This is a genomic window from Paenibacillus sp. JCM 9796, from assembly GCF_055379675.1.
In genome coordinates, this window is the sequence record NZ_AP043723.1 from 85204 (window position 1) to 102033 (window position 16830).

The window sequence follows — 16830 nt, forward strand, 5'->3', positions numbered from 1 at the left end:
TCCTTCTGACGGACGCTGCAACCGGTGCGGCCGCAAAGCGTCCGCAGGTTGTCAGCCTAGTTTCCTCCATTATACCGAATGTCTGTTCGATCCATCAACTTTATTTTCGATATCATCCGCGAGCGGCTTGGCGCCCTGCATAAAGTTCGGGACTTCGAACTTCACTTTATCCTGCCGCCTGAATCGCTCGCAGCCTGCCTCGCTGCCCGGTATCATTCGTCCGATTTCCCGTATCATTTGTCCACCATCTTTATATACATAGAATGGAGCGTCTTCCCTTCCATTCTTGATAATGAGGTGAGTTCCATGATTCCGAAGCTTATCGAAGCCTGTCCAATAGGCGAACAAGTCGTCAACATGCATTCGCCCCGTCTGTACCTCGCCTTCTCGAGCTTACCCGAGAAAAAGCGAACCGCTGTTCAGGCCGTGGCGACCGCATGGAAGTCACGGGAGGCCGCTGCGGGAGAAAGTCGACTCCTATGGTAAATCGCTGGCTGATTCGTTTAACAGCCTTATACGTCTTATGGTTTTTGTGCGGGTATGTGCTGGTAAGCGGAGGTTTCCTGCCCGGATGGCTCACGTGGGTGAACGGCTTTTATTTAATTCTCGGGGGCGTCACCGCCTTGACCTGGTATACCCGTAAATACGGCAGTCGTCAGGCCGCAATTCTGTTCGTCGTCTGTTCGAGCATCTCCTACGCAGCGGAATGGATCGGCGTACATACCCGCCGGTGGTTCGGAGCCTACGATTACGGTTCGGCATTCGCGCCGCTCGTGTTCGGGGTGCCTCTGGCCATCCCGTTCGCTTGGTGTATGCTGCTTATTATCGCGAAAGCGTTCGCTCCCGCTTCACCTGCTGCGGACGCTTGGCGGGGACTCAGCCTGGCGGAGAAGCTGGCGCCGAACGCCAGAGCTATCAAGCAAGCGCGAGCTCGCAAGAAGCGGCGCAGCTTTTGGCTTCCCGCCATCTGGGCCGCCAGCATGGTGACGGCTATCGACCTGCTGCTCGATCCGGTAGCCGTCAAACAGCGGTATTGGACATGGGTGCAAAAGGAGGCGGCGACCTGGAACCTCATGTTCGATGCAGTGCCGCTTAGCAATTACGTCTGCTGGTGGTTAACTGCATTATTAATAATGAATATCATCAATTATTTGCATGATGAATATATGGTCCGCCGGGGCAACAGGGAAGCGCTCGGCGAATTCATCCCTCTCCTGCTGCTGCTTACGCTGGAATCGTTGTTTCTGACTTTAGCCGTGAAGAGCGGCCTCTGGTGGGCAGCGGCTTCCAATGTCGGGCTTCTCGCCTTGCTTTTCTTATGGAGGCGGAAAGAGGCGTTCTCATGATGGTTGCGCTCAGCGGCCTTCGTGTCGCAGAAGCGGCCGCACGACAAGAAAATAAGACCTAACGGGGCTGCTCCAAGCCGGGTTAGGTCTTATTCTTATGTTTACAGAAGATCGGAAGAATCGTCGTAATCAAATCGAAAACCGTCCTCGGACAAGAGTCTCGATGGCTGCATCGCCGCCGCGGCATTGGTTTTCAGTTTGCTCAGCACTTCTTGGTACGACCGAATGCTGCCTGTTTCGCCCTGGGACCTAATCGCAATTTGCAAGGCCTGTTCGATAACGGCGATATCTTGGCTCGTAAAGTCCATGCCGCAACTCCCCCTACAGCTTGATTTTTTACTGCAACTATTCTAACCCAATCCATGTCAATTCATACTAGACGGCTATCTGGAGGGGACGACCGGAGGGTCAACGCGCCTGCCATCCTCCAAACTCGATCGTAGGCGGACTGCTTGGGCTTCCGCCTCCTGTAGGCGGATTCCTCTCGACGCGCACAACCGTTCTGTTCCTGAATTCAGGGTTTCCGTAATAAGAAGGAAACACGCCGATTTGTCTGCCCGCCGACAATCCTCCGAAGGACGGCGGAGAACCGCCGATGTCCTTCTTGAAGTTTATATCTCCCATTGTGGCCATATAGCTGCCTACTTTTAACCCGGTAATGCTATTGTTAAACTCAATGCTGCCCTTGGATAAAAAAGTCCCGTCCACGGTCATATCAGGAAAGGTATTGCTGCTGCCAATCACCGTGCTGTTTGTATAAATCGATCCTTTGATTTGCAAGCCGTCAACGGCATTGCTCAAGGTGAGCGTCCCGCCGGAGTAGATGGAACCTCCAATTTCCGTGCCGGCGATCGTATTGGCGAAGGTTATGCTCCCGTCGCTGCCAAGACTGCCTGGAACCGTAAGACCGGTAATCGTATTTTGAAATAAAATGTCGCTTCCAGCAAGGATAGAGCTGCCCGCTCCAAGCAAGTTCAATCCTCCGACGGTTGATTTGAACGTAATACTGCCCTTGGAGCTGATAGATCCGGATACACGGGCCGAGCTTAATGTATTATTGAACATAACATGGCCCGTTGCTGCGATCGGCCCTTGCACCGTCAATCCGCTTACGGTGTTGTTAAACGTAATCCTGCCGTCCGAGCGAATCGCCCCGTGAACGGTCATGTCATTAACGGAACTGTTGAAAAAGATGTCCTTGTCCGCTGCGATCGGTCCCCAAATTTCAAGTTTATCCCAATTGGCATTAAAGGTTACCGTGCCCTGACTTCGAAACATGCTGAGGCTATTATTCGGACTGCCGATGGCGAGCCTCCGAAATCCTTCAAAATAAACCCCTTTCCCCGCCAAAAGCGCCTGTCCGATTTTGTTTTCCGTCCCCCAACCGCCCAGCTGTTTCGAAAAATAAATATACCCTTGAGAGCTCAAATCTTTGCCAATCGACAAGCGGTCGCCGATCTGATTAAATTTAATCCCCGTGGAATCCGCGTTTGCGGTTGAGAGAAAGCCGGAAATCAACGACTCACCAATTTCCAAAGCGGACATTTGTTCAAACAGGATATTTTCCTTGCTGCTCATCGAACCGTTTACGACGTGAAATTTCCCGCTCATATTGCCGACGCTTAACGTTTTGCCGCTAATGATGTTTTTTTGTACGGTGACAGCATTCGCCCAATTTGTATTAAACGTAATTTTTCCGGCTGCGATGATATTGCCGTTAACCGTTAAATTGTTCCAGTTGGAGTTAATGGTGATGTCGCCGCCGGAAACGATATCGCAGTTAATCGGATCCGAATTCGATAAATCGATAATGACACTTCCCGCCGAAGGCGTACATACAGGATTGGAACTCCCCGGTGATAAGGCGTAGGACGCCAGACTCCCCGCTTTCAGCATCTGCTTGTTCGTGTCCGGGTTCGTGTAGGTATATACATTCAGAGGTGTTTCCGGCACTCTCAATGGGGAAGCGGCCGGGATCGCAACGGGGTCTAAAGGAGCAGGCTTCCGGTTAAATTGGGCATTCAAATATTCGGTGAAATCAGCATCGTATTTGGCTTTCGGCACAGTGTCGTCCTGAGCGATGATGTCTCCGTCAGGACGTTTGAAAATTTGCAGCTTCCCGGCCGTAATGGTAGGCGTTACCGCTTCTTGACCGAAGATTCCGCCCGGTACACTATATTTATCGGCCCCGTCGCCTGGCGTCCCCGGATTGACGCTGAAATTCAGCCGGATCGTCCGCGAAATCGCTTTGGATTGGCCCGTCGATACCAACTGAAGATTGTCATTTGCCCCCCCTTCCAATGTCACCTGGGGACTGGCGGAATCATAAAGCACGTCCGGCACGGCGCTTATACGTTGGATAATTGAATTCAGATGATCCGGGGTTAATCTGTATTGCTCGTGTCTGACCGCTTCATATAGCGCCCGCTGAGCGATCAAAGCTCCTGTTTCAGCTAAATAGTAGGCTCTTTCCGACTGTTCTCCCCGAATCGTGTTCAGTTGGCCTTGACGTGTGCTAAACAACAAGGGCGTCGACAATAAACCTATTAATACGACAAAAAACAAAACCAATACTAACGCAGAACCCCGCTCGGCTGAGACTATTTTCATATGCCCCATTCCTTCTTTACAAGTTTTCATGTTATCCTCTATAGTAAAAGTATAATACAAATGACCTAGTGCAAAAAGGGCGTGTTGTTGTGAATAACGAAAGAGGGATTACGTTACTCGAAGTGCTGGCTGCCGTAGCCATACTAAGCGTAGCCATGATCTCCTTTTCACTCCTATTCGGCCAAAATTTCCAATTCTCGCATCGGGAAGAAAGACGCGACGTGTCCGTCAATATTGCAAGAACCGTTATCGAGGAGCTTAAAGGACAACTGCCTTCTGGCGCTGAGCGTATGACTATTTTTGAAGACCATCAAGAAATTGATTTGGCGCTGCTGCGAGAACCATCCGCAGACATCCAGGCCGTAACCGTATATTACCCTTCCGGCACGGATCGACAGTTTACGGTTGTCATTAGAAACATTCCGATACCCGCTGATAAAAGGATCACGATACCAAATCCGGACGACGCCTCCCAGTCGTATACCTTTCCTTATCACGACTTTTTTTCGCATATTGAAGTCGAAGTGGAGAACGAGGCGCTGCGAACAAGCTACTCCTTGCAGAGCTACGTCGAGAGGCGCGGATTAGGTGAATAGACTGAATGAACGCGGCCTTTCCTTGGTAGAACTTCTCGCCGCCATTACCATAGCTGCCATTGTAATAGGAGTTGTTTCGTCGGCTATTTTTCAAACCTACACAGGATTTGCAACCGTAACGGCACGCGAATCGACTCAGGAAAATGCCAGACTCGTTACCGAGCATATTGTGAATCGCGTCAGGGAACAACCTTATGTCATTTCGCAGAGCGACGAGAACTTCCTGGAATTAACCGCTCCGGACGGGAATCCCGATACCCCCGACGATTTCGTGCATTACCGGCGGGAAGGCACGAATCTTAGCGTCATCACCAGAGCAAACAATCGGGTCGCCACAACCTTGATCGCAACGAATGTCACGGAGGCGCACGCCGAACTGATCGATGCCCATGGGCAAATCATCACCGGTTCCTCCCCGTTACAAGCCCAGGCAATCCGGATTTCTTTGAACTTCAGAACAACGGATAAGCACATGCAGCATTTTAGTACCACAATTAGCATCCCGTCCTGGAATCAATATCGGTAGCGGAAAAGCCGGGTCATGTTAACCCGGCTTTCCTATTTTTGCGCAGACGCAGTGCTTCCCTGTAGCTTGGCCTTCAACATGGCATTGACTTTCTCCGCATTCGTATTAAATATGGTCCAGGCGATGCTGTAATCATCCAAATTTTTACTTTCCCAACCACCCCGCAGAAGCTCCACTGCTGCCGCCATTTTGGCAAACGAATTGGCCAATTCCTCGTCCTGTAAATCTCTGACGGTATCCTCCAAGCTCAAATACCGTTCCCGGATGGATTGCATGCTGCCCGTATCGGTCGTCTTCAAAGCCTTCAACAGCTCCGAAAGAATAGAATTATTCGTCATGGCAACATATTGATAGATGCCTTGTTCGGAAGAAGCTTGCAGGGCAGCCGATTGCGACTTGATAAAATCCAGATTAACAGACCTGTTGGCATCATTCCAGCTTACTTCAGCGCCCAGCATCTCGGCTAGACTGCGAAGAGGAACATAGATGGAGCCGTTGTATAGAATTGAATCCTTGCCCAGCTCTGCTTGCTGGCCATTGACGGCAACATGGATTCTTTCAAATAAAACCTGAATCGATTTCAAGCCGCCTTCCGCAAATACGGTAGCTGAAGTCGCCAGCGTCGTCGCCAGCGCTAATGCGGTAACCACCTTTTTGTTCATCGTTCCCTCCTACTGCTGCGGCTGCGTTGTTCTTAGCAATGCCTGGAAATGTTCTTCCGTCCATGTCGGGTCAAGACGCTTATCGACGATATGGGGCGATAACGGCGGTAATTCCTTGAATTTCCCTTCGTAAGCACTTGCCGAAAATATCGTGATCTCTATAACCATTCGCGTATTTTCACGAGTTTCGTCAGCAGCTTTGGATGCAATCATTCCAGAAGATGCCGGGTTCGTATTCCCCGCCGTAACGGTCCATTTTCGTACATTGACAAAACGGTTCATCTGATAAAGGCCGTTTATAAAATCGACCGTGCTTGGATAGGAGCCGTTAATAGCGATGGTCAAATCGTGAGCTACCGTAGTTTGATCATTTTTCGCCTGCTTTTGAGAGGAAGAACTCCCGTTGGCAGTGGAACTTTTCGAACGATTTTGCTGCTGGGTACTGGGTGCCTCCTCATTGCCCGAAGTCAGGCCTAACGCAGTTAATGGATCGTTGGAAGACACGTTTCCCATTGAAACCGTTTCGATTATCGCGCCTGAACTCGCCTCGAGCTCCCTTATGGAGAAGAGGAATCGGACCAGTTCTTCTTGGGTCGGCACTTGCTCGACAAGCTTTTGGATGTCTTCATCCGTTACCTTGGCGGGAATGGGCTTATTTTCAATAGCCGCTTTTTGCTGCTGCAACGCATCAATCTGATTGTTAAATTGACGTTCATTCAAATATGGCGGCAGCACAAAAACAAAGGCTAGGTATATATTCACAACTAAACCTGCGGTCACTACGCTCCCCATGATCGTGTAAGGAGACTTCAAATAGTTCAAATAATCGGCCATCTTCCGCATGTATCGAACCCCTATTTTGATATAGCCTTAGCCTTTAACTTTACTTCAATGGTTACTGAATACTTAAAAACTGTAGTTGGTTCAGACACGGCTGCGTTGGAACTTGCACCGGTTTCACGGTTTGACGGTGTCTGATTCGAATAGGCTGAGGGCGACTGCTTCTTAAATTGTTCCAATTGCTGCTGAGCCTGCCTGATATCTTCCGCAGTGATAGCTAACTTGCCGGCGGCTGAAGGCGCCGATACATCAGACCGGCTGCTCCCGGATCTGTCCGGTGTATCCGGGATTTGTAAATCAAATTGCTGGTCTACCATCTGCTTGGTAATCATCCAGTTCAACTCGTTCAACAATTGATCGCCTGTCGTTTCCTCAGGCTTGAGCGAATTTTCCAACGATTGGATATAGGCTTCGGTACGATCAATCTTCCCTGTCTCCGCATTCGCGCCCGAGCCGGATTCAACCGGTTGGTTACCCGCGTCCGCCGTCACCTTCAATGGAGCCCGCGTAATGCTTTCAACATGGACGGCTTCAATTAAAGCCGATTGCTGAAGGCGAACCATGTATTCCATCGATTGTTGTAAGCTGGCGAACTCTCCGAGTAATTTGACGGAACGTTGCGGCTCGGAAGCCATAGAAGCTGCAGCGGCGTTATTCGGCGCAGCTGACGCTGCTGTTTCATAACTTTGCATGTTCAGTAGTCTGGACGCTTCCGGAAGCTGGGAGGTCAGAAGTTCGAACACAGGGATCCAATCGTATCGCTCATTTTTGAGCTTCTGGATCTCATTCGCAAACTGATGGAAATCAGCCGTTATCGGATCTTGAACCCGCTGCTGAGTTACCGCACGCACTTCCGCTTGAAGCCTCTCGACCGCTACCGCTTTATCGGACAATCCCTTTTCCAGATAAAAATGAAAAGTGACAAGCAGCACAGCAGCAAGCACCGATGCAGCGCCCGAGGTAACTAATAAGGGAACGAAGTATTTCTGTATTTTCGGAATTTTAGGAACTAAGTTGATGTTCATCATGTCGAATTCCCCCGCAAGGCCAAGCCGATCGGAACGGCGTACACCGGGAACAGGTCTTGGAACATGTTCTGCACCTGCACCCGCTCGGTATAAAACATGGTGATCTCGAGCTGCAATCGCTCCCGAAGCAGCCCGGCGATCTCGTTCAACCGGCCTACATCCCCGGCCAGCACCAACCGGCTAAACTCCTGGGAACGATTGTTCAACGTGTAGCGATAAAAATTCATCAGCCGCTCCAGCTCATGTGCCAAATCGCCGCATGAACCGCGGAAATCGGCATCCGGATCGGAGAACGCAGCGAAAAGCTGATCGATGTCCGAGGCCGCGCCCCCTTCTTCCTTCTCGCTGAAGGAAACCGGTACGGTCCGTGTGATTTTCAGCATCCCGTCGTGGAAAATACTCATGTCCGCCAAACGCTCGTTAATATCAAGCACCAACAATGTGCCCTGCTTATCCGCAAAATCCATATATTCAATAACCCGATATAGGGACAACGCCTTGATCTCCAAGCTGGATACTTTCAAATTTGCCGCTTTCACGGCATGCATATACTCGTCTACCAGCTCGCGGGGAGCGGCTACCAGCATCACTTCGCACTGCGTTTTCTCTACTTGCGGTCCTTCCTCTGCTTGTCTCGAATCGCCGAAGAGGCCGTCTACCCCTTTCAGATCCAAGCCGCCGGATTCTTTGGAAGCCGCAGCTTGTCCGAATAAATCATCGCTTTTGCTTGCTTCCGGGAGTTTGTTATGAACGATCTTCTTCTGCCGCCTGCTTGAATGACCCGTTAGACGTCCGGCCTCTGTACCGTTCATTTTTACGAAATCGTATACGGGCTGATCGAAGGGCAAATGGATATGATGCTTCATTTCGAAGTCGACCAAACGGACTAAATCTTTATGCGCAATATCCGGAAATTTCAAAAAACGAACCATAATCGCCTGGCTTGGCAGCACCATATGTACGAACTTTGTTTTTTGGCTTACCCTGGCCGTCAAAGTTTGCAGGGCACGCGTTACGGTAACGGGCTCGAGAATACGTCCGTCTTCGACCGCTTTCTTCGGAAGCTTCTCAACATGATAAGCTTTAATTTCCGGAGGCTTGGATTTATGCAGCCGCAATTCGGTCATTTTTATGGATGAATCAGTGATTTCGAGTCCTAGAGAGGATGTCACGGGAGAGAATAATTGTACAATTGAAGAAAACCGATTCGGCATAGTGACCATCCCTCCTTTCTCTATAAATCCTGAGAGCATTCAATGTTGGTAATTGTCGAAAATAATCGAATATATACGTCTATATTTTATCATAGTCATTCGATGAAAAGACATCATAACGATTTCCAATTGGCCCCATTACAAATCAAATGGCGATGAGCAGGTCTATATACGCACGGATACACGCGTCTCCCCATAGATAACAGCATATCGCGCCGAGCGCAATAAAGGGGCCGAAAGGAATATGCGCATCCCTTGTTTGACCGCTGCTCTTGAGTAGAATGAGCCCGCCGATCAGTCCGAATAACGAAGCGGCAAAGATCGTGAGTAAGGTAAGCTTGATACCCAGCATGAGCCCGAGAAAAGCAAACAGCTTGATATCTCCTCCGCCCATCCCTTCCTTCTTCATAAAGAACTCCGATGCCCAGGCTATCCCATACAACAGGCCGCCTCCGACTAATGCTGCGACCCCATAGTTCCATAAAGGGAGCCCGTGAATGAACAATCGCAGAATAAGCCCAACCGCCACGGCAAAGATCATGATTTTATCCGGAATCAGCATATATTTGACATCCGTTAAAGTAATGGCGGATAAAATCGCGACAAGAAACAGTCCGACGAGGAGTTCGGGCTTCAGACCGATTACACCAGAAGTGATTGCAAAGAATATGGCGGTAACGAACTCTCCGAACGGATAAATCCGCGAGATCGGAGCCTTGCAGTACCGGCATTTCCCTCCTAGCAGCACATAACTGAAAACCGGAATCAGGTCGAGCGCGCCCAACCGATGATGGCAGTGCACGCAATGCGACGGCGGGTAAACAAAGGATTCCTTCTTCGGAATGCGCAGGGCGATGACGTTCAAGAAGCTTCCGATGAACAGGCCGAGGATACCCGATACTAACGGGAGAAGAAGCGGATGCGCTTGGAATAACGCTTTATATAAAGCTAACGTGTCGTTCAGAAGGCTCATCACAGGCTCCTTAGTAAGAGTTAAGAAAGGTAACCCTACTTGGGGTTACCTTTCTTAAATATTCAGGCCTATTTTTACCTACGGCGTGGTTGCAACAGTAACTGTATACACACCGTCGTTTGCATTATCTCCGTCCGTAATCGTTACAGTCACACCTGTCGGCACATTCGACAGGTAGCCTTCAGTAAACAACTCCTGCAAGACAGCTGCACCGTCAGTCAATGCGGCGGTAGGATTTCCGCCCGTTTCCATAAAGTGTCTTTGCAACGCATCTTGAACAATTCTCTCTGTCGATTCGTTTGCGCTCACACGGGATTGGGTAAACCCTCTAGTCACTGCCGCTCCGGCCACTGCGGCCAAAATCCCCAAAATCACGACAACGGCCATTAACTCGATCAACGTCATCCCTTTTTGATTTTTCGTCAGCTTGAACCGCTTTTTCATTACAGTCTCCATTGTTCATTCTCCTCTCCATAATTAAACGATGTGATCAAACCTTGACTCATTCCCTGGCATTAGCCGCCCATGTTCTCCATCAGCTTGAATGAAGGAAGCATGACCGCCAGCACAATACCGCCGACGATAACCGCTAAAATTAAAATCATGATCGGCTCCAGAAGCGCCTTCAGACGATCCGCCATCGCATCGACGTCGGCTTCATAGAATTCGGCCACCTTCTCCAGCATGGTGTCGAGCGCCCCTGTCCGTTCGCCCACCTGCAGCATTTGCACGACCATCGGCGGAAACAGCCACGAATTTTTGAACGGCTCCGCGATGGAATTCCCCGCCCGCAAGCCTTCACGCGAGTCGCGAATAAGCTTCGCGATGACTTCGTTGCCGACTACGGTAGATACGATGGACATCATTTGCAGCATCGGGATCGCAGCTGCGAACAAGGAGCAGAAGGTCCGGCTGAACCGCGACAAACTTTGCTTGTGCCATAGCTTTCCGAAAACAGGCAGTTTCAGTTTGATATAGTCCAAGCCGTACACGCCTTTGGGGTGCTTCTTCAGCATTCTTAGCAAGAAAGACGGTACCAACAAGAACATCATAACCACGTACCAAAACTGCTTCATCCAGTCGCTGACGGCAATGACGATCCGAGTCGGAAGCGGAAGCTCCAACCCCATCGTCGCAAAGTTCCCCACGAGCCTGGGAACGACAAAGGTCATCAATATGATCACGACGATGACGGTAACGACCCCCAGGATGGCGGGATACACCATCGCCGATTTCACCTTTTGTTTCGTGTAATATTCTTTCTCGTAGAAGATCGCGAGCCGCGTCAGCATTTCGTCCAGGTTGCCGCTGGCCTCCCCCGCACGGATCATATTGATGAAGATCCCTGTGAAGACCGTCGGGTAATGGGCTGCTGCTGCGGAGAACTGCGTTCCCCGGGCCATCTCTTCGCTGACCGAGGTCAAGATTTTGCGAAATTCCTTGCTTTCCGTCTGCTCACTCAGGACCCGCACGGCTTCCACCAGATTGATCCCGGATTTGTACAAGGTCGCCAGCTGACGGCAAAACACGGTGAAATGCTCCGTCTTGACCTTCGGCCCGCCGCCGAATTTCAGCTCCTTGCGAAGCAGGCTCTTGCTTTGATCGATCAGTTCCAGGATCCAAAGCCCTTTGCCCTTCAGCTCCTCCATCGCTTGATGGAACGTTTTGGCTTCTAGGGTGCCTTTGTAATAGCGGCCATAATCGTCCACGGCTTTGTAATCGAACTTGGGCACCGGTCTCAACTCCATTTCGCATAAACTCAGATGTATGGCCGTTAACCGTTCAGATCTGCGAAGCCGAACATCGCTTCCCGGGCGCTCTCCATCGTGATAACGCGCTGCTGCAGCAGTTCGCGCAGCGACATCTCCATCGTTTGCATCCCTTGCGCTTTGCCGGTTTGCATGGCGGAGCGAATCTGGTGCACCTTCTCGGAACGAATCAGGTTCGCGATCGCCGGCGTGTTCACCAGCACTTCGATAGCAGCGACACGGCCTTGTCCGTCAGCCGTCGGCAGGAGACGCTGCGCCATAACGCCGAGCAGCACCGAAGCAAGCTGGACGCGAATTTGCTGCTGCGACTCCGGAGGGAATACGTCGATCACGCGATCTATCGTTTGCGGCGCATCCGCGGTATGTAACGTTCCGAACACCAGGTGACCGGTTTCGGCCGCCGTGATGGCGGTGCTGATCGTCTCTAAGTCGCGCATCTCGCCGACCAGGATGACGTCGGGATCCTGACGCAGAGCGGCACGCAAGCCGCTCGCGAACGAAGCGGTGTCAACGCCGATTTCACGCTGGTTGACAATGCAGGATTTATGGTTGTGAACAAACTCGATCGGGTCTTCGAGCGTAATAATGTGATCGTTGCGGGTCCGGTTGATGTAGTCCAGAATCGCCGCCAGCGTCGTCGATTTCCCGCTTCCCGTCGGCCCCGTGACCAGGAGCAGGCCCTGCGGCTTCTTCGCGAACTCTTCGGCCATCGCTGGCAGCCCGAGCGCTTCCATCTGCGGGATTTGGCTCGGAATCAGGCGGATCGTCAAGCTGACGTTTCCCTTCTGTTGAAAAGCGTTGACACGATACCGGGACACATCCGGTATTCCATAGGAAAAGTCCAGGTCGCCCTTGCTCATAAACGATTGATATTGTTCGTTCGTCATCAGCTCCCGGGCCAGCTCGACCGTGCGGGCAGGCGTCAGCACCTCGCCGTTAACCGGCTTGAGATCGCCGTGAATCCGAAACACGGCCGGCGAATGTACGGTAATATGAATATCTGAAGCTTTCTTCTCATAAGCCAGCTTCAACAAGTCAATTACGCTCAAATCAGACCCCTCAATTTCCCATTTATTATCATTATACGCATAATCCGGGTGATCTGCCATTAAATATTAGTTAATTCGAACTATTTCTTTATAGCGAACGTACATCTATAGAACTATGTATTAGAAATGCTTATGATTCATTCCCGATCACTCTGAATATTTCAGACAGCGTCGTATAACCCGCAGCCGCTTTCGCAAGCCCATCCTTGACAAGCGGGACATAAGACTGGGTCAGCGCATAGGCGCGGTAATCGCTGTCCGGCCTCTTCTGCAGGATCATGGACCGGAGCGTATCGTCGAGCGTCAAGATTTCATGAATCGCCAGCCGTCCCCGATACCCGCTGCGGCCGCATTCTGCGCAGCCTTGGCCCTTCTTCAACGTTCGCGCCTCAAAACCGTGAGCCTCGAACAGCTTCCGTTCATCCTCGGACGGCGAATACGCGACGGAACACGAAGGACAAACTCGCCTCACCAAGCGCTGAGCGACGATGCTGTTGACCGACGAAGAGACGAGGAACGGTTCGACGCCCATATCGATCAGCCGGGTGATGGCGTTCACGGCACTGTTCGTATGCAGCGTACTCAACACCATATGACCGGTCATCGCGGCGCGGACAGCGATCTCCGCCGTTTCCACATCGCGGATTTCCCCGATCATGACGATGTTCGGATCTTGACGAAGAATCGCCCGCAGTCCCCTGGCGAAACTTAAACCGGTTACCGGATTGACCTGAACCTGGTTAATGCCTTGCAGCTGATACTCCACCGGATCCTCAATCGTAATGATGTTGACGTCCTCATGATTAAGCCTCGACAAAGCGGAATACAGCGTGGTCGTCTTCCCGCTTCCCGTCGGCCCCGTAATCAGTACGACACCGTGCGCGCCTTGAATCCCTTTCATAAACAATCCCAAGTTATGCTCCGAAAGCCCGAGCTTCTCGATATCCGTAAGGGCGCTGCCGAGGTCGAGCACCCGCATCACGACCTTCTCGCCGTGAATAGTCGGGAGCGTGGAGATCCGAATATCGACCTTCCGGAATTCAATATCCATCTCCACCCGGCCATCCTGCGGCAGACGTCGTTCGGCGACGTTCAAGTTCGCCATGATCTTGACCCTGGCAATAATGACGCTCTGCATGTGAGGCGGCAGTGAACGCTCCGTACGCATAACGCCGTCCACCCTGTACCTGATGCGAAGACTGTCTTCCTGCGGATCAATGTGAATGTCGCTGGCGCCGATCTGAACCGCTTGAATTATAATCTGATTCACGGTCTTGACAACCGGCGAATCGTCGTCTTCCCGGGTCTGCGGCCTCGCTTCCTCGATCTCCCGGTTCTGCAGGATTTGACTGATCTGCTCGACCGATTCCTGCAAGCCGTAATAACGCTTGATCGCCCGCTGCAGCTCGTCCCGAGCCGCAATAGTCGGTTCGATGCGAAGTCCCGTGCTCATGCGCAGCTCGTCGATGGCGAAATAATCGAGCGGGTCGGCCATCGCCAGAATCAGCTTGTTGCCTTCCGTACGCACCGGGAGCACTTGATGCTGTTCGGCAAGCCGCTGAGGAATAAGATTGATGACCTTCGGATCGATCTTTTGGCGATATAACTGGATGTGAGGGATGCCCAGCTGGAACTCGAGCACTTCGATCAATTGCTGTTCGGTGATGTAGTTGCGGTTAATAAGAAATTCGCCGAGCCGCATCTTCGTTTCCCGCTGTTCCTGCAGAGCCGTCGACAGCTGCTCTGGAGTCAACAGCCCCGCCTCCACGAGCAGGTCGCCGATCCGTTTCCGTAGAGCCACTACGCGTTCCCCCCCGATCCGAATATGTACCCAAGCCCCAAACGATAAAGTCCTTGAAAACAAAAACAACCCGACTTCAAAAAGTCAGGTCGGTTGCGCTAGTTGCTCACAGCTGTCCAAGCGCCCACATGAAGACAGCCGTTCATCGCATCATCTGAAGAAATAATATGAAAATCATGCCCTATCTACTATTATTTAAGCACAATTCATACGAAGTCGTCAATGAAAAATAGACCTTAAAACCTATAATTTCGTCATAATTCGACAAATATAATTCGAGAAACCTACCGCGGCAAATATCCAGGCCAGCAACAGGCCGACATGCGCCCACACCCCGAACGTCCAGGCGATCGGCAGCGCCAATACTAGCGGCCAAACGAACAGCGCCGGCAGCGAATGCGTTACGCCGCGATGCACCCGAATATAGGTCGAGTAACCGCGAACTCTCGCCAATGTATCGAAATCCGGCCGCTTGCGAACCGACCATCGTCGCCGTCAGCATCGCTTGAAACAAAACCGGATCAGCGGACACCTCCGGATGTAGCATGGCCAAGCCCGTCAGCGTCGTCCCGAATAACAGATGGCTACCCGTATCCATCTCGGACACCCCCTGCCGTTTAGGCGGAATGCGTTTCTTTCCCTGCGTCTTGTTCCGCTTCGGTACGGCATTCCTGCTCCCACCGTTCCTGAGCGTTAAACCAATAAAACCATTGCGCCGGATGTTCGCGTATCACGCGTTCCATGAACCGATTCAACAAACGGGTCGCCTCGGAACGGGTGGAACGGCTGAAAGACGAGGATAAGTGAAGCGCCGGTTCAAACGTTAACCGGTGAACAAACCCGCGATCCCGCCGCCCGTAGAACGGAACAAGCGGCGCCTGCTGTTCGATGGCCAGCGTCGAAGCGCCTTGCGGCGTCCGGGTCTGCTTGCCGAAAAACCGTGAGGGCGGGAATGTCGGACGCCAGAAATCGCCTAACAAAAATACGATGCCTCCGTTATGAAGATGCTTCTTCAGTTTACGAAGCAGCTCCAATGACGGCGTTCGATCATAATCAAGCCCGGGACAACCAAGCGCTTGAAATTTTAAATAGAACGGTCTTAGCTCCTCGCTGCCTGCAGTCGCAACCGTCAAGCAATCGTACTTCTGACATAGATACCAATAGTAGTAAAAAAAGTTGCCGCAATGCGGCGTATACACGATCGCACCTCGGCCCAGGCGGAGCGCTTCTTCCAAGCAGGCTTCGCCTTCTACCCGGAAACGTCCGGTTCCGCCGGCCGGCAGACGGTAGGATTCAATCGCTATTTCGTAGAGGGCAAAGACGACATTCTCATAATAACGATAACGAACGCTCTTCAGATCCCGCACCTTGCGATCGGGCAGCAGCTCAAGCATATTGCTCAGGATCCGCTGCCGCAGCCGGACGCCGCCAAGCATATACAAGAGCAGCGCCGCAGCGCGGCAAACGGCAACCATTATACCGAGCGGTACCCGGCCTGTGAATCGAGCGATACGTTGTAACTTTCGTTCGTCCCCGGTGACTTTCGCGATCCATTCATACAAACCGTTGACGCCTCCTCCGCATATAAACGTTTATCTAGACATAAACCGCTTTTGATACCGTTTCGTCACACGGTCCTTCTCCAGAACGATGAAGAAGTCTACCGTATCGAACAACGCATCGTAAGCCGGCTCGCCGCCGATTTCGGCGCCCAGCCATTGATAACCTTTCATCAGCGGCGGCAGCTTGCGGAAAATATCTTTATCGCTCAGCTCGCTCTCAATGAGCTGCAGTCCGGCGATCCGATGGGAGTCCAGCGGCCGGACGCCGAATCGGTCGGTGATGACTTGCTTTCGCCGCAGCAGCGTATACATTTCGTTCACGTCGGCGATCGTTGTCAGATGCATGCTGGCACAGCCGATCATATAGCGATAGTCGTTAAGCGTCATATAATCGGCGATCCCTTCCCACAACAGCTGAATCGCCCGCCCGCCGCGATAAGCGGGATCGATGCAGCTGCGGCCGAGCTCGAGCGTTTGGCTTTTGGAAGTGTGGAACCCGGACAGATCGAACTCTGTCTCCGAATAAAAGCCAATATGACGGACCGCCCTTTGGCCCGGCAGCAGCCTGTACGTGCCGACGACCTCATCCGTATCGACGTTCTTCACGATCAAATGATCGCAATAGGCATCGTACGCATCTTGTTCCAGACCGCTATCCGTGCGCAGCCGCATGTTTTTTTCCTCTTCTACGAAAACCCGGTACCTAAGACGCAATGCTTGTTCCACTTCGCCGTCGCCTGCCGCCAGTCTAACGGTCAGCCTGGAGGGATCTAATGACGTTTGAGTAGCCGTTGGGATCATCGAGAACACGCCTCTCTACAGGTAAGTTGCCTTACACTCTTAGGTTAGCAGAC

The 16830-nt window shown here is 51.8% G+C and carries 18 protein-coding genes and 1 riboswitch; of the genes, 3 read left to right on the forward strand and 15 right to left on the reverse strand.

Annotated elements, in window-relative coordinates:
• Window positions 1–69 precede the first annotated feature (69 nt).
• Entirely contained in the window at window positions 70–363 is a 294-nt protein-coding gene (locus tag ACZ439_RS00415) for a hypothetical protein (RefSeq protein WP_054797402.1), read from the reverse strand.
• Between the two features lie 116 nt (window positions 364–479).
• Here ACZ439_RS00415 and ACZ439_RS00420 point away from each other — a divergent pair, with 116 nt between their 5' ends.
• Window positions 480–1346, forward strand: a complete 867-nt coding sequence (locus tag ACZ439_RS00420) for a carotenoid biosynthesis protein (RefSeq protein WP_054797401.1) — start codon at window positions 480–482, stop codon at window positions 1344–1346.
• Between the two features lie 101 nt (window positions 1347–1447).
• On the opposite strand, the gene ACZ439_RS00425 is transcribed toward ACZ439_RS00420, so the two are convergent.
• Both ACZ439_RS00425 and ACZ439_RS00430 read right to left on the reverse strand, forming a co-directional pair.
• A complete protein-coding gene (locus ACZ439_RS00425) occupies window positions 1448–1654 on the reverse strand; it encodes a hypothetical protein (RefSeq protein WP_054797400.1) in 207 nt (68 codons plus the stop codon).
• Between the two features lie 100 nt (window positions 1655–1754).
• Window positions 1755–3956 carry a hypothetical protein gene (locus tag ACZ439_RS00430; RefSeq protein WP_464620470.1) on the reverse strand — a complete coding sequence of 734 codons (2202 nt, stop codon included), beginning with the start codon at window positions 3954–3956 and terminating at the stop codon, window positions 1755–1757.
• Window positions 3957–4045: 89 nt separating this feature from the next.
• Between ACZ439_RS00430 and ACZ439_RS00435 the strand changes: the two genes are divergently transcribed.
• Window positions 4046–4552 carry a type IV pilus modification PilV family protein gene (locus ACZ439_RS00435; RefSeq protein ID WP_372812758.1) on the forward strand — a complete coding sequence of 169 codons (507 nt, stop codon included), beginning with the start codon at window positions 4046–4048 and terminating at the stop codon, window positions 4550–4552.
• Window positions 4545–5078: a prepilin-type N-terminal cleavage/methylation domain-containing protein gene (locus ACZ439_RS00440; RefSeq protein WP_054797396.1), complete on the forward strand. Its 534-nt coding sequence runs from the start codon at window positions 4545–4547 to the stop codon at window positions 5076–5078. Before ACZ439_RS00435 ends, ACZ439_RS00440 begins: the two co-directional genes overlap by 8 nt.
• Window positions 5079–5110: 32 nt before the next feature.
• Here the strand turns inward: ACZ439_RS00440 and ACZ439_RS00445 are convergent, their stop codons facing one another.
• The 12 genes from ACZ439_RS00445 to ACZ439_RS00500 form a co-directional block, all read right to left on the reverse strand.
• On the reverse strand, window positions 5111–5740 hold the full coding sequence (locus ACZ439_RS00445; protein ID WP_054797395.1) for a stalk domain-containing protein: 630 nt from the start codon (window positions 5738–5740) through the stop codon (window positions 5111–5113).
• A 9-nt stretch (window positions 5741–5749) separates the two neighbouring features.
• On the reverse strand, window positions 5750–6583 hold the full coding sequence (locus ACZ439_RS00450; protein WP_372812756.1) for a hypothetical protein: 834 nt from the start codon (window positions 6581–6583) through the stop codon (window positions 5750–5752).
• 11 nt (window positions 6584–6594) lie between these two features.
• On the reverse strand, window positions 6595–7608 hold the full coding sequence (locus ACZ439_RS00455; RefSeq protein WP_054799877.1) for a hypothetical protein: 1014 nt from the start codon (window positions 7606–7608) through the stop codon (window positions 6595–6597).
• A complete protein-coding gene (pilM, locus tag ACZ439_RS00460; protein ID WP_464620471.1) occupies window positions 7605–8822 on the reverse strand; it encodes a type IV pilus biogenesis protein PilM in 1218 nt (405 codons plus the stop codon). The genes ACZ439_RS00455 and pilM overlap by 4 nt, the downstream gene beginning before the upstream one ends.
• 145 nt (window positions 8823–8967) lie before the next feature.
• Complete coding sequence (locus ACZ439_RS00465) at window positions 8968–9795, reverse strand: prepilin peptidase (RefSeq protein WP_054797389.1); 828 nt, start codon at window positions 9793–9795, stop codon at window positions 8968–8970.
• A gap of 78 nt (window positions 9796–9873) precedes the next feature.
• Window positions 9874–10251, reverse strand: a complete 378-nt coding sequence (locus ACZ439_RS00470; RefSeq protein ID WP_054797388.1) for a competence type IV pilus major pilin ComGC — start codon at window positions 10249–10251, stop codon at window positions 9874–9876.
• A 59-nt stretch (window positions 10252–10310) separates the two neighbouring features.
• Complete coding sequence (locus ACZ439_RS00475) at window positions 10311–11528, reverse strand: type II secretion system F family protein (protein WP_464620472.1); 1218 nt, start codon at window positions 11526–11528, stop codon at window positions 10311–10313.
• A gap of 41 nt (window positions 11529–11569) precedes the next feature.
• Window positions 11570–12613, reverse strand: a complete 1044-nt coding sequence (locus ACZ439_RS00480; protein ID WP_464620473.1) for a type IV pilus twitching motility protein PilT — start codon at window positions 12611–12613, stop codon at window positions 11570–11572.
• 130 nt (window positions 12614–12743) lie between these two features.
• The gene (locus tag ACZ439_RS00485) at window positions 12744–14414 is read right to left on the reverse strand and encodes a GspE/PulE family protein (RefSeq protein WP_054797387.1); all 1671 of its coding nucleotides are present in this window, start codon (window positions 14412–14414) and stop codon (window positions 12744–12746) included.
• Window positions 14415–14494: 80 nt separating this feature from the next.
• Window positions 14495–14576: riboswitch (cyclic di-GMP riboswitch) on the reverse strand.
• Window positions 14577–14657: 81 nt separating this feature from the next.
• Window positions 14658–14867 (reverse strand): metal-dependent hydrolase, encoded by a 210-nt coding sequence (locus ACZ439_RS00490; RefSeq protein ID WP_054797386.1) that lies wholly within the window; start codon window positions 14865–14867, stop codon window positions 14658–14660.
• A gap of 164 nt (window positions 14868–15031) precedes the next feature.
• On the reverse strand, window positions 15032–15976 hold the full coding sequence (locus ACZ439_RS00495) for a lysophospholipid acyltransferase family protein (protein ID WP_464620474.1): 945 nt from the start codon (window positions 15974–15976) through the stop codon (window positions 15032–15034).
• Window positions 15977–16006: 30 nt separating this feature from the next.
• Window positions 16007–16777 (reverse strand): GNAT family N-acetyltransferase, encoded by a 771-nt coding sequence (locus ACZ439_RS00500; RefSeq protein WP_141336266.1) that lies wholly within the window; start codon window positions 16775–16777, stop codon window positions 16007–16009.
• Window positions 16778–16830 lie beyond the last annotated feature (53 nt).

Coding starts and splice junctions, on each gene's coding strand:
- ACZ439_RS00415 (WP_054797402.1), bottom strand. CDS start 363: ATGCATGTTGACGACTTGTTCGCCTATTGGACAGGCTTCGATAAGCTT.
- ACZ439_RS00420 (WP_054797401.1), top strand. CDS start 480: ATGGTAAATCGCTGGCTGATTCGTTTAACAGCCTTATACGTCTTATGG.
- ACZ439_RS00425 (WP_054797400.1), bottom strand. CDS start 1,654: ATGGACTTTACGAGCCAAGATATCGCCGTTATCGAACAGGCCTTGCAA.
- ACZ439_RS00430 (WP_464620470.1), bottom strand. CDS start 3,956: ATGAAAATAGTCTCAGCCGAGCGGGGTTCTGCGTTAGTATTGGTTTTG.
- ACZ439_RS00445 (WP_054797395.1), bottom strand. CDS start 5,740: ATGAACAAAAAGGTGGTTACCGCATTAGCGCTGGCGACGACGCTGGCG.
- ACZ439_RS00450 (WP_372812756.1), bottom strand. CDS start 6,583: ATGCGGAAGATGGCCGATTATTTGAACTATTTGAAGTCTCCTTACACG.
- ACZ439_RS00455 (WP_054799877.1), bottom strand. CDS start 7,608: ATGATGAACATCAACTTAGTTCCTAAAATTCCGAAAATACAGAAATAC.
- pilM (WP_464620471.1), bottom strand. CDS start 8,822: ATGCCGAATCGGTTTTCTTCAATTGTACAATTATTCTCTCCCGTGACA.
- ACZ439_RS00465 (WP_054797389.1), bottom strand. CDS start 9,795: ATGAGCCTTCTGAACGACACGTTAGCTTTATATAAAGCGTTATTCCAA.
- ACZ439_RS00470 (WP_054797388.1), bottom strand. CDS start 10,251: ATGGAGACTGTAATGAAAAAGCGGTTCAAGCTGACGAAAAATCAAAAA.
- ACZ439_RS00500 (WP_141336266.1), bottom strand. CDS start 16,777: ATGATCCCAACGGCTACTCAAACGTCATTAGATCCCTCCAGGCTGACC.